The organism is Streptococcus sp. SK140 (genome assembly GCF_000259525.1).
Lineage (GTDB): Bacteria > Bacillota > Bacilli > Lactobacillales > Streptococcaceae > Streptococcus.
Map to the genome: position 1 here is coordinate 40,192 of NZ_AJML01000038.1, position 12,406 is coordinate 52,597.

General features: G+C 40.1%; 11 protein-coding genes and 2 tRNA genes. 1 reads left to right on the forward strand and 12 read right to left on the reverse strand.

Annotated elements, in window-relative coordinates:
- Nucleotides 1-93: 93 nt before the first annotated feature.
- A complete protein-coding gene (gene pbp3 / locus HMPREF1116_RS09805) occupies nt 94-1,335 on the forward strand; it encodes a D-alanyl-D-alanine carboxypeptidase PBP3 (RefSeq protein ID WP_000732657.1) in 1,242 nt (413 codons plus the stop codon).
- A gap of 27 nt (nt 1,336-1,362) precedes the next feature.
- Here pbp3 and HMPREF1116_RS09810 read toward each other — a convergent pair whose 3' ends face one another.
- From HMPREF1116_RS09810 to HMPREF1116_RS09865, 12 genes are all read right to left on the reverse strand, one after another.
- The gene (locus tag HMPREF1116_RS09810) at nt 1,363-2,760 is read right to left on the reverse strand and encodes an APC family permease (protein WP_001020285.1); all 1,398 of its coding nucleotides are present in this window, start codon (nt 2,758-2,760) and stop codon (nt 1,363-1,365) included.
- A gap of 282 nt (nt 2,761-3,042) precedes the next feature.
- Nucleotides 3,043-4,455 (reverse strand): Fe-S cluster assembly protein SufB, encoded by a 1,413-nt coding sequence (sufB, locus tag HMPREF1116_RS09815; RefSeq protein ID WP_000797047.1) that lies wholly within the window; start codon nt 4,453-4,455, stop codon nt 3,043-3,045.
- 57 nt (nt 4,456-4,512) lie between these two features.
- Entirely contained in the window at nt 4,513-4,953 is a 441-nt protein-coding gene (gene sufU, locus HMPREF1116_RS09820; RefSeq protein ID WP_001218462.1) for a Fe-S cluster assembly sulfur transfer protein SufU, read from the reverse strand.
- Nucleotides 4,940-6,166 (reverse strand): cysteine desulfurase, encoded by a 1,227-nt coding sequence (locus HMPREF1116_RS09825; RefSeq protein WP_000887742.1) that lies wholly within the window; start codon nt 6,164-6,166, stop codon nt 4,940-4,942. Before HMPREF1116_RS09825 ends, sufU begins: the two co-directional genes overlap by 14 nt.
- 10 nt (nt 6,167-6,176) lie before the next feature.
- A complete protein-coding gene (gene sufD / locus HMPREF1116_RS09830; protein WP_000159849.1) occupies nt 6,177-7,439 on the reverse strand; it encodes a Fe-S cluster assembly protein SufD in 1,263 nt (420 codons plus the stop codon).
- A gap of 27 nt (nt 7,440-7,466) precedes the next feature.
- Nucleotides 7,467-8,237 (reverse strand): Fe-S cluster assembly ATPase SufC, encoded by a 771-nt coding sequence (gene sufC, locus HMPREF1116_RS09835; RefSeq protein WP_000114489.1) that lies wholly within the window; start codon nt 8,235-8,237, stop codon nt 7,467-7,469.
- Nucleotides 8,238-8,389: 152 nt separating this feature from the next.
- Complete coding sequence (locus HMPREF1116_RS09840) at nt 8,390-8,584, reverse strand: DUF3272 family protein (protein WP_001081607.1); 195 nt, start codon at nt 8,582-8,584, stop codon at nt 8,390-8,392.
- A gap of 22 nt (nt 8,585-8,606) precedes the next feature.
- A complete protein-coding gene (gene dnaX, locus HMPREF1116_RS09845; protein WP_000283829.1) occupies nt 8,607-10,271 on the reverse strand; it encodes a DNA polymerase III subunit gamma/tau in 1,665 nt (554 codons plus the stop codon).
- On the reverse strand, nt 10,271-10,768 hold the full coding sequence (locus tag HMPREF1116_RS09850) for a GAF domain-containing protein (protein ID WP_007555801.1): 498 nt from the start codon (nt 10,766-10,768) through the stop codon (nt 10,271-10,273). The genes dnaX and HMPREF1116_RS09850 overlap by 1 nt, the downstream gene beginning before the upstream one ends.
- Nucleotides 10,769-10,853: 85 nt before the next feature.
- On the reverse strand, nt 10,854-12,056 hold the full coding sequence (gene rpsA / locus HMPREF1116_RS09855; RefSeq protein ID WP_001001618.1) for a 30S ribosomal protein S1: 1,203 nt from the start codon (nt 12,054-12,056) through the stop codon (nt 10,854-10,856).
- 162 nt (nt 12,057-12,218) lie between these two features.
- A tRNA-Gln gene (locus HMPREF1116_RS09860) sits at nt 12,219-12,290 on the reverse strand.
- A 9-nt stretch (nt 12,291-12,299) separates the two neighbouring features.
- Nucleotides 12,300-12,380: transfer RNA gene (locus HMPREF1116_RS09865), tRNA-Tyr, on the reverse strand.
- Between the last annotated feature and the right edge of the window lie 26 nt (nt 12,381-12,406).

Consider the following 12,406-nt stretch of genomic DNA (forward strand, 5'->3'; position numbering starts at 1 on the left):
CTTTTTCCTATTTTACCATATTTCAAAAAAGATTGATAACCTACATTATAAAAACAAGAATATTTTTTGTCTTTGTGATAGAATAAAGTTACTATGAAGAAATTATTTTTAACACTATTAACACTTATTTCGTTTGGTTCCGCTACTACGGTTTTTGCCCAGGATTTTGATGTAGCAGCAAAACATGCCATTGCTGTTGAAGCTAATAGCGGTAAGATATTATACGAAAAGGATGCTACTCAACCTGTTGAAATTGCTTCTATTAGCAAATTGCTTACCGTATATCTCGTTTACGAAGCCTTGGAACAGGGGAAAATCTCTCTTTCTACTCCTGTAGAAATTTCTGATTACCCCTACCAGTTGACAACTAATTCTGCGGCAAGTAATGTTCCTATGGAAGCTAGAAATTACACTGTCGAAGAGTTACTAGAAGCGACTTTGGTATCTAGCGCTAACAGTGCTGCTATCGCTTTAGCTGAAAAAATTGCCGGTTCTGAGAAGGACTTTGTAGATATGATGAAGGCCAAACTAGAAGAATGGGGAATTCAAGATGCTACACTCGTCAATACAACCGGGCTCAACAATGAAACTCTTGGCACTAATATCTATCCTGGTTCAAAGAAAGATGATGAAAACAAATTGAGCGCTTATGATGTTGCTGTCGTTGCTCGCAATCTCATCCTCAAGTATCCTCAAGTTTTAGAAATCACAAAGAAACCTTCTTCTACTTTTGCAGGGATGACCATTCATTCTACCAACTATATGTTGGAGGGAATGCCTGCTTATCGTGGTGGTGTTGATGGACTTAAAACTGGTACGACTGATAAAGCTGGAGCATCCTTTGTAGGTACGACTGTAGAAAAAGGAATGCGTATTATCACTGTTGTCTTAAACGCTGACAACCAAGATACCAATCCATATGCACGCTTTACTGCTACTTCTTCTATTTTAGATTACATCTCATCAAACTTTGCTCTTCAGACAATTGTCAAACAAGGAGAGAGTTATGAAGATAGTAAATCGCCTGTATTAGATGGGAAGGAAGATACAGTTACAGCTGTCGCCAAAGAAGATATCAAAATCGTACAACGTCTGGGTAGTCGTACACAATCAACTATTACTTACACAGCGGACACGACTGAACACACTGCTCCACTAGAGGCAGGAACTGTCGTTGGACATTTGACTTATGAAGACAAGGATCTAGTTGGTCAAGGATACATTACAACTGACAAACCTAGTTTTGAGATGGTTGCAGAAAAAAATGTCGAAAAAGCCTTCTTCTTAAAAGTTTGGTGGAATCGTTTCGTTCGTTTTGTTAATGAGAAATTATAAAAATCGCGAAATTCGCGATTTTTTTCTTTATTCATTTTTAGCTACAGTCGAATGGTTATATCCATAAACAAAGTAAATAATAACGCCTATTAATAAAGCTAGTCCAAATGCCATCCATGTTTCAAGGGTATATTGAAGCATAAATGAAAGGCAGATTAGAATAGACAAGATTGGTAAAAAAGGTACCAGGGGAGTTTTAAATTCTCCCTCTTTGGGCATACCCTTATCTTTTCTCAGTTTGATAATGCCGTAGGCTAGGAGAATAAGATAGGCTAAGGTGCAGATATTGAGAAAGGCTGCGATACTTGCCAGTGGGAAAATTCCCGCTGCAATCGCTGAAACAACACCTGTTAAAATGGTCGCATTCTTAGGGACACGACTGATCTTAGTCACTTGTTTGAAACTCTGAGGCATGAGCCCATCACGTGCCAAACTATAAATCATTCGAGACAAGGCGTAAGTCATGGAAATACATACCGTAATCAAAGTAAAAATTGCAACGAGTGAAACATAATTAGCTGCCCAACCAATACCGATACTTCTCAGAGCAAAAGCCACTGCATCATCAACATTGAGCTTGCTATAGTGAATGATACCTGTCAATATCAAGGTAACCAAGGCATACAGAATGGTTACAATGGTTAAGGATAAAACAATCCCACGTGGAATATTCTTTTGTGGACTTTGAATTTCATCAACTGCCATCGAAATGGACTCAAACCCTAAGAATCCAAAGAACATGAGTGAAGCACCTGCCATAATTCCAGTGCTTCCACCGTAAATTTGACCAAAACCAAATGGTGCAAAATCTGACCAATTTTCAGGTTTAATGTACCAAATACCAACTAGAATAAATAAGGCAAGAGCAGAAAATTTTAAAACAACAAGAATAGAATTAAAACGAAGAGCTGCTTTCGAATTTAAAAGTACAACGCCTGTAACAAGTAGAATTACTAAAATTGGTAAAAAATCAATATAAGTACCATGTTCAGGATTAAAAGTTCCATTTAAGGCTTGTGGCAAGGAAATTCCATAATGGCTAAGCAAACCCTTAAAATAGGCCGCCCAACCTGAAGCGACGCCAGAAACAGCTGTCATAAATTCCATGATAGTCAGCCAACCTGCAATCCAGGCTGGAAATTCTCCTAAAATTGCATATAAATAACTATATGCTCCACCCGTTGCAGGAACACGAGAAGCAAATTCTGCAAAAAATAGTGCAGATAAGGACACGCAGATAGCAGAAATTACAATCGATACCACAAGGGCAGGTCCTGCTAATGTTGCTGCAGCAGTTCCTGTAATCGTAAAAATACCTGTTCCCACCATAGCACCAATTCCCAAGAGAATTAAATCCCATAGTTTTAAATGGCGATGCATTTCTGTCTTACCTAGACTAACGTCTTTGGTTCTAAAAATATTCATCATTCATCTCCCAATTTATAAGATTGTATTATTTTATCATATATAAGGATTTTTGTGAATATTTATTAGCATTTTTCATCAAAAAAACTGAGAGTTGGACAGAAATCGGTAATTCGTTAGAATACGATTTCGTCGTCCCACCTCCGCACAGTTGAGTAGGGCTGTAAAAGCTTATGAAATCAGCGTAGTAGAGCCCACTCAACCACTGCGTCTTGCTCGACAATCCAAAGACAATTGAGAGGCTAGGACTTTTGTCCCAGCCTCAGTTTCTGTTCATAAAGTTTATCCGACTGATCCTTCCATTTCGTAGCTAATCAAGCGGTTGAGCTCAACTGCGTATTCCATTGGAAGTTCTTTGGTGAAGGGTTCGACAAATCCCATGACGATCATTTCAGTTGCTTCAGATTCTGAGAGACCACGACTCATGAGATAATAGAGTTGTTCTTCAGAAATCTTAGATACCTTGGCTTCGTGCTCCAAAGCAACTTGTGAGTTGTGGATTTCATTAAATGGAATGGTATCTGATGCTGACAAGTCATCCATGATAATGGTATCACACTCGATGTGAGAAACAGATTTCTTAGAGTTTTTGTTAAAGGTTACCTGTCCACGGTAGTCAACCTTACCTCCGCCTTTGGCAATAGACTTAGACACGATAGATGAACTAGTATGTGGAGCATTGTGGATCATCTTAGCACCAGTGTCTTGGTGTTGCCCTGCATTAGCAAAGGCGATAGAAAGCATGGTACCACGCGCTCCTTCTCCATCTAAGTATACAGATGGATATTTCATAGTCGTTTTAGCACCCAAGTTTCCATCAATCCACTCAACTGTCGCATCTTTTTGAGCCTTAGCACGTTTTGTTACCAAGTTATAAACGTTATCTGACCAGTTTTGGATGGTTGTATAACGCATATAAGCTCCGTCCAAAGCAAAGATTTCTACAATGGCCGCATGCAAGCTGTTGCTTGAATAAGTTGGCGCTGTACATCCTTCTACGTAGTGGACACTTGCTCCCTCATCAACGATGATCAAGGTACGTTCAAACTGACCTGTATTTTCGTTATTGATACGGAAGTAAGTTTGAAGTGGAATATCTACCTTGACACCTTTTGGTACATAGATAAAGGTTCCACCTGACCACACTGCTGAATTGAGGGCAGCTAACTTGTTATCTGTCGGCGGTACCAATTTCGCAAAGTATTGTTTAAATAAGTCTGGGTACTCCTTGAGGGCCGAATCTGTATCTGTAAAGATAATTCCTAACTTCTCAAATTCTTCCTTCATGTTGTGGTAAACCACTTCTGACTCATACTGGGCAGAAGCTCCAGCTAGATAGGCACGCTCAGCTTCTGGAATCCCAATACGTTCAAAGGTTTCTTTAATCTTTTCAGGTACATCATCCCAAGAACGTGCTGGTTTGTCAGATGGTTTTTGGTAGTAGATCAAATCATCAAAATCAATCTCTGACAAGTCTGCTCCCCAGGTTTGCATGGGCATTTTTTTGAAGGTTTCATAAGATTTCAAACGGAATTCTAACATCCACTCAGGCTCTCCCTTAGCAGCTGATAGTTCACGAATGACATCTTCATTCAATCCTTTTCCTGTCGATAGGACAGGCTCTACATCGTCATGAAAACCAAATTTATATTCACCAAGGTCAATTGGTTTTGGTTCTACTCTTTCTTCAGCCATAATATCCTTTCTTTCATTCTTTATTTCTGATGATTTATAAGACAAAGAAAGCTTGTCTTACTTGTTATCTTGATTTTCAATTGTTTTTTTAAGGGCGTTCCAAGCTAGGGTTGCACATTTGATTCGTTGCGGAAATTTGGCAACTCCTGACAAGAAACCTGCATCTCCAAGTTGATCTTGACGCTCATCCTTTTGACCTTGAACCATGTCAGAAAAGATAGTTGCAAGCTCTAGGATTTCTTGCTTGGTCTTTCCTAAGACTGCATCTGTCATCATACTAGCAGAGGCGGTTGAAATCGTACAACCAGAGTTTAGAAAAGCGATATCTTCCAAACGATCATCTGCATTAAACTTAACAGAGAGATTAATCACATCACCACAGGTTGGATTGTTAAGACTGATTTGTTCAGCATCATCCAGCTTCCCCTGATGGTGTGGATTTTTCGAATGGTCCGCTACCACTGCCATATAAAGGCTATCTAGTTTAGAAAGTGCCATTGAAAAACTCCTTTGTCTTTAGTAAGGCATCGACTAGTTTATCGCAATCTGCCTTGGTATTATAGATATAAAAACTTGCACGAGCTGTTGCTGGGACGTCCAAATATTGAAGCAGAGGTTGCGCACAATGGTGACCCGCACGAACTGCCACTCCTTCATAATCCAGAGCAGTCGCGAGGTCGTGAGGATGAAGGTCCCCTAGATTAAAGGAAATAACACCTGAACGCTGAGCCAAATCTTGCAAACCGTAAATGGTCAAACCTTCAATTTCCTGCAATTTTGGAAAGACATATGCAATCAGTTCTTGTTCATGAGCTTCAATGGCATCCATACCAATGTTTTCAAGATAATCCACGGCAGCTGCAAGTCCAATAGCTCCTGCCATATTGGGAGTTCCAGCCTCGAATTTCCAAGGTAACTCCTTCCAGCTAGCAGATTGCTCATAGACGAAATCAATCATTTCGCCACCAAATTCTACTGGTGACATTTGTTCCAGATACTTTTCTTTACCGTAAAGGACGCCAATACCAGTTGGACCAGCCATCTTGTGACCTGAAAAGGCAAAGAAGTCCACATCCAAGTCCTGGACATCAATCTTCATATGAGGCGTAGATTGAGCACCATCTACCACCATGATGGCTCCAATTTCGTGAGCCCTTTGTGTGATTTCTTTGATAGGATTGACCACTCCAAGAACATTGGAAGCATGAGCTAACGAGACAAACTTAACCTTGTCAGTCAATTTAGAACGCAAGTCATCCATATCCAGAGCTCCATCTTTGAGATAGACATAAACAAGCTCTGCCCCAGTCTTTCGGCAAGCTTCCTGCCATGGAATAATATTGGAATGGTGTTCCATGACAGAAATCAAAACTTGATCTCCCTCAGTTAAAATTTCTTCAGCAAAACGCGCCACCCAGTTGAGACTAGTCGTAGTTCCTCTAGTGAAGAGTACTTCCTTTGTCGAACCTGCGTTGATGAACTTGCGAATGGTTTCGCGAGCAGCTTCATAAGATGCTGTCGCACGCTCTGCCAAGGTGTGAACACCTCGGTGAACATTGGCATTGTCCTGTTCATAGTAGCGGTTAATGGCTTCCAGAACAGCTAGTGGTTTTTGTGTCGTCGCAGCATTATCTAAATAAACCAGAGGTTCGTCATTGACAATCTGGTCTAAAATCGGAAAATCCTTGCGAATCACTTCTACATCTAACATAGGCTTCCTCTTAGCGTTTTGACAATTTTTCTTCGATCGTCGCAATCATTTCATCACGAACTTCTTTGACTGGTATCTCAACAATAACAGATCCAAGGAAACCGCGGACAACCAAACGCTCTGCAGTTGCCTTGTCCAAGCCACGACTCATGAGGTAATACATGTCTTCTGGATCAACTTGACCAATAGAAGCCGCGTGACCTGCAGTGACATCATTTTCATCAATCAAAAGAATTGGGTTGGCATCGGAACGCGCTTGGTCAGAAAGCATAAGAACACGGCTTTCTTGTTGGGCATCTGCTCCCTTAGCACCCTTGATGATGTGGCCAATACCATTGAAGGTCAAAGTTGCTTTTTCAAGAATTACTCCATGTTGAAGGATATTACCGATAGAGTTGCAACCATAGTTAGTTACTCGAGTATCAATCCCTTGCACCTGACGACCGCTTGAAAGAGCTACGACCTTGAGGTCTGCATGGCTACCATTTCCAAATAGGTCACTATCAAAGTCAGCAACGACGTTTCCTTCGTTCATGACACCGATAGCCCAGTCAATATTTGCATCGTTGCCCAATTTACCACGGCGGCTAATGTAGGCTGTAACATTTTCGCCTAGACGGTCAATCGCTGCAAACTTCACTTGCGCGCCAGAACGAGCGATGACTTCTACTGTGATATTGGCAGTTGCCTTAGCACTACCTTGGCCACGTGACTCAAGACGTTCAAGGTAGCTAATCTTACTATTCTTACCCGCGATAATAAGGATATGCTTGTTAAACGGCACATCGCTATCGCTGTCTTGGTAGAAAATACCTTCGATTGGTTCTGTGATTTCTACGTTATCAGGAATGTAGAGAACAGCACCACTGTTAAAGTATGCTGTATGGTAGGCCGCCAACTTGTCATCATCATATTTAACAGATGACATGAAGAATTCCTCAATAAGCTCTGGAATTTCTTCTAAAGCTGAATGGAAGTCTGTAAAGACCACCCCTTGCTCAGCCAATTCAACTGGAATTTGCTCAAAAACTGTTTGTGTTCCTACTTGAACCAATTTTAAGTGATTATCTAGAGCTGTGAAATCCGGAACATTTGCTGATGGCTCATTTTCTGTAATCGTTCCATCACCCAGATTCCAACGGTGGAATTTGACACGCTCAATAACTGGTAATTCCAAAGTCTCAATCTTGTCAAAAGCTTTTTGACGGAGATCAGCCAACCAACTTGGTTCAGCGTGCATTTCTGAAAAAAGTTTAATAGTTTCTTTAGTCATTTACTTCTCCTAAAAGATACGAGGGAATTACAATTCTTCCTTGTAGTCATAGCCAAGTTCTTCAGCTAATTTTGCGTATCCTTCACGTTCCAAACGTGCCGCCAATTCTGGACCACCAGAAAGAACAACACGACCTTCCATCATCACGTGTACCACGTCTGGCGTAATGTAGTTCAAGAGACGTTGGTAATGAGTAATAATCATGGCACCGAAGCCTTCACCACGCATGGCATTAACACCTTTAGAGACAACTTTAAGAGCGTCAATATCAAGACCTGAGTCAATCTCATCAAGAAGTGCGAAAGTTGGTTCCAACATCAAGAGTTGTAGAATTTCATTGCGTTTTTTCTCACCACCAGAGAATCCTTCGTTAAGATAACGCTCTGCCATTTCTTCTTTCATGTTGAGCAATTCCATTTTTTCGTCTAGCTTAGTGATAAACTCACGCACTGAAATTTTCTCATCATCTTCTTTACCAGCATTCATAGCTGCACGAAGGAATTCTGCATTGGTAATTCCTGGAATTTCTGATGGGTATTGCATTGCAAGGAAAAGTCCCATACGCGCACGCTCGTCCACTTCCAACTCAAGGATGTTTACGCCATCAAACAAGACTTCACCTTTAGTGACTTCATAGTTTGGGTTTCCCATAATAGCAGCTGAGAGAGTAGACTTACCGGTACCATTTGGGCCCATGATAGCTGCAATTTCTCCTGTTTTAAGAGTCAGGTTAACCCCTTTTAAAATTTCTTTTCCTTCGATTTCAACGTGAAGATCTTTGATCTCTAATACTGACATGATAATTCCTTTCTTTTCAATCCGTTTTATCATTTTCGCTAGAAAATTGTCCTTAGTTTTCTAGTAAAAAACGATAAAATATCAATAAATATACTTTAATAGTATAACAAAAAAAAGCCTAAAAGGCTTTAATTTTGTCTAGAAGCTGAGGGTTATTTCTTTCCTCGAAAATGGTCATCTATAGCGTTCACAATTTTACCCATAATATAGCTAACTCTAAAATTTCTTAGGATTAAAATAGCCCAAAGCAAGGCCACGATATACCGTTGCTCCATGATGGATTCATTAAAAAAATAAGTCTCAGCAGCAGTAAATAAGGCCATAATTATAAATTGTTGTCTGTTCATCGTATTATGTCACAAAATCCTTTTAATCTTCTGCAATGGTCACTTTATCCGCTAAGAATTCAAATCCCTGAGGAAGGACAGATTCTTCAACTTCTTCCTTAACCGGTTGACCTTGAGATGATTTAGCTTTAGCTGAGAAGTCTGCTCTGACTTCTTTCCACTCTTCCATGGAAATAGCAAGAATTTCTGGTGAAAATCCCGCTGCTTGACTGAGTATATTGCCAAACATGGTGTTGAGATTATCACGTTTCATGGTCTGGCCAGCATTGAAGTTAGACTCAAATGCAAGAATGGCATGATGTTCATTAGCCGCAACAGGTTGAGAACCAACTAAAAGTGCCTTATCAGGACCTGACAAGCTTTCAATAACTTCTCCCCAAGCATTTTGAAGACGTATTAGATTTTGACGGGCTAAATCAGGATTTTCAACCGCTTCTTGAAGAATAGACTGAACCTTATTGCGATCTACGCGATAAATTGACTTGCTGTTAACTGGACGACTCGGTGTTGGTGTAGTCTGCTTAGGACTTGTATTAACATTTGCTAGGGCCTGTTTCAATCGTGCAACTTCTTCTCGAAGTGAGGCTAATTCTCCACTTGTATCATCTGATAATGTTGGTTTTGAATCTATCTCTGCCAAACGAATGGTCATCATTTCAGCATAAATCTTAGGCTGTAAGCTAGCCTTGATATCAGCTAAACTACTAGTCGCAATTCCGATCATCTCAAACAAAACAGCCTGTGAAAGATCTAGGTTATCCTTAAAGAGATCACTATGGTGAGTATTCTCCCCACCAGTTTGGACAATCAAAATATCCCTTAGATACTGCAACAAATCCGTTACAAATCGTGTCATGCTTTTTCCGTTATCAAAAATCAAATTAAGATTTTCCAAAGCACGAGTCACATCTTTTTGTGCCAAGGCAGCCACATAATTATCCAAAGCACTTAGACTAATAGTTCCAGTAATTTCCTCAGAAACAGCTGTTGTTAATCTAGAATCTTGAGTCAAGCTCAATGCTTGGTCTAAAATGGACAAGGCATCCCGCATACCACCTTCAGCTCGACGAGCAATAATCTCAACAGCCTCAGAATCATAATCAATCCCTTCCTTTTCTAAAATATGGAAGATATGATCTCGAATATCCTGAGTTCTAATAGATTTGAACTCGAAGCGTTGAACACGAGACAAAATGGTTGCAGGAATCTTATGAAGCTCTGTCGTTGCTAGGATAAAAACAACATTAGGAGTGGGTTCTTCGAGAGTTTTCAAAAGGGCGTTGAAGGCTCCAGTTGAAAGCATATGAACCTCATCAATGATATAGACCTTATACTGAGCTATACTTGGAGCATAAGTTGATTTATCACGGATATCACGAATTTCATCCACCCCATTGTTAGAGGCCGCGTCCATTTCGATAACGTCTTCCAAGCTACCGTCTGTCACCGCCTGACAGATATAACAGTTATTACAAGGTTCTCCTCCCTCTTGATTAGGGCAGTTCATAGCCTTGGCAAAAATTTTGGCTACACTGGTTTTTCCAGTTCCACGAGGCCCTGAAAAAAGATAGGCATGGCTGATCTTTTCCTGCTCTACAGCTTGTTTCAGAGTTTTTGCAACAATTTCTTGGCCTACTAACTGTGAAAATGTTTGACTTCTATATTTTCGATAAAGGGCCTGATACATTATGCTTTCTCCTCAAACATTGAAAAATTCCATTCGGTTTTCTCTAACAAAATAGCAACATACTCTTCTAGATATTTCTGATCCAAGTCATCATAATCATCAACAAGAGATGAATCTAAATCTAGAACGCCCAAAAGACGTCCCTCTTTAACCATCGGCACAACAATCTCACTAAGAGCACTACTATCACAAGAAATATAGTTTGGATAGGTTTTTACATCACCAACAATCACTGTTTGACGGCTAGCTGCAGACTCTCCACAAACACCTTTTCCAAGAGCGATTCGTACACATGAGACCCCACCTTGAAAGGGGCCCAAAATCAGTTCATTCCCATCAAATAGATAGAAACCTGCAAAAACAGTATTGGGAAAGCTTGTTTTTAACAAAGCACTGGCATTTGATAGATTAGCCAACACATTGGGCTCTCCATCTAAAAGATAAGAGAGCTGTTCATTTATTGTTTGATAAAGTGATTCTTTTTCTGAATATAACATAAAACCATTATATCAAAAAAAACTAGTAGAAAAAAGAAAAATCCCTTGTTTTAAAAACAAAGGATTTTATTAAAATTCGAATGGATTAAAGTTCGATGTCTCCGAACAAGTCAGCCATTGAGAATCCTGTTTGAGTTTCAGGAAGTTCAAAATCACGTTTTTCTTGACGTTTTGGACGACGTGGACGTGGAGCACGTTTTTCTTCTTTTTGTCCTTCTTCTTGAGCTGGACGTTCTTCAAGAGCTTTGATAGAAAGTGAAACGCGTTCTGCATCAGCGTTAACTTCAAGAACTTTAACAGTAACTTCTTGACCAACTTTAAGAGCTTCTTTGGGATTTTCAATACGTTTGTGTGAAATTTGTGATACGTGAACAAGTCCATCGATACCTGGCAATACTTCAACAAATGCACCGAAGTCAGTCAAACGTTTAACTGTACCTTCTACAACATCACCTTTAGCCAATTTTTGCTCAACGCCATCCCATGGTCCAGGTGTTGTAGCTTTAAGTGAAAGTGATACACGTCCTTCTTCTTCGTTAAGATCAAGGATTTTCACTTCAACTTCTTCACCAACAGTTACAACTGATTTTGGTGAAACGTTACGTTCGTGTGACAATTCAGTCAAGTGAACCAATCCGTCAACACCACCAAGGTCGATGAAAGCACCGAAGCTTGTGATACGTGCAACTTTACCAGTTACAACATCACCAACAGCCAATTTACCAAATACTTCAGCACGAGCTGCTGCTGTAGCTGCTTCTACAACTTCACGACGTGAAAGGATGAAGCGGTTTTCTTTAGGATCAACTTCTTTGATTTTAGCATCAAACTCTTGACCTACAAAACGCTCAGTGTTACGTACAAAACGAGTATCCAACATTGAAGCTGGGATAAATCCACGTACACCTTCAAATTCTACTGAAAGTCCACCCTTAACAGCGCGAGTTCCTTTAACTGTAACAACTTCTTCTTCGCGTCCTACAAGTTTGTCCCATGCTTTGCGAGCTTCAAGGCGTTTTTTAGATACAAGGTATGTTACTGTATCAGTATCTTTACCAACTACTTGACGAAGTACAAGAACATCCAATACTTCACCTACTTTTACAAAGTCATTGATATCTGCATCGCGATCGTTTGTCAATTCGCGAAGAGTCAAGACACCTTCAACACCAGTTCCAGAGATTGCAACGTTAGCTTGAGTAGCATCAACTGTCAATACTTCAGCACTAACAACATCACCTGGCTCAACTTGGCTAACGCTATTTAGCAAATCTTCAAATTCGTTCATCTAAAAAATCCTCCAACAATCAAGTTTTTCTTAAACTTGACATACTTATAATTTTTTCCTAAGCACCCGCAAAGACATGTTATATCGTTCACGTCCTTCAATTATAAAAATAAAATACCCTAAGATATTTTTCTTTTTATCCTTGAATTTATTACCTAAGAACTGGGGTAGCTGGATTCGAACCAACGCATGAGGGAGTCAAAGTCCCTTGCCTTACCGCTTGGCTATACCCCAAAAGTGAAATGGAGAGAGAGGGATTCGAACCCCCGAACCCGAAGGAGCGGATTTACAGTCCGCCGCGTTTAGCCTCTTCGCTATCTCTCCAATGTTCAACAAAAACTATTATATCA

Coding starts and splice junctions, on each gene's coding strand:
- pbp3 (WP_000732657.1), top strand. CDS start 94: ATGAAGAAATTATTTTTAACACTATTAACACTTATTTCGTTTGGTTCC.
- HMPREF1116_RS09810 (WP_001020285.1), bottom strand. CDS start 2,760: ATGAATATTTTTAGAACCAAAGACGTTAGTCTAGGTAAGACAGAAATG.
- sufB (WP_000797047.1), bottom strand. CDS start 4,455: ATGGCTGAAGAAAGAGTAGAACCAAAACCAATTGACCTTGGTGAATAT.
- sufU (WP_001218462.1), bottom strand. CDS start 4,953: ATGGCACTTTCTAAACTAGATAGCCTTTATATGGCAGTGGTAGCGGAC.
- HMPREF1116_RS09825 (WP_000887742.1), bottom strand. CDS start 6,166: ATGTTAGATGTAGAAGTGATTCGCAAGGATTTTCCGATTTTAGACCAG.
- sufD (WP_000159849.1), bottom strand. CDS start 7,439: ATGACTAAAGAAACTATTAAACTTTTTTCAGAAATGCACGCTGAACCA.
- sufC (WP_000114489.1), bottom strand. CDS start 8,237: ATGTCAGTATTAGAGATCAAAGATCTTCACGTTGAAATCGAAGGAAAA.
- HMPREF1116_RS09840 (WP_001081607.1), bottom strand. CDS start 8,584: ATGAACAGACAACAATTTATAATTATGGCCTTATTTACTGCTGCTGAG.
- dnaX (WP_000283829.1), bottom strand. CDS start 10,271: ATGTATCAGGCCCTTTATCGAAAATATAGAAGTCAAACATTTTCACAG.
- HMPREF1116_RS09850 (WP_007555801.1), bottom strand. CDS start 10,768: ATGTTATATTCAGAAAAAGAATCACTTTATCAAACAATAAATGAACAG.
- rpsA (WP_001001618.1), bottom strand. CDS start 12,056: ATGAACGAATTTGAAGATTTGCTAAATAGCGTTAGCCAAGTTGAGCCA.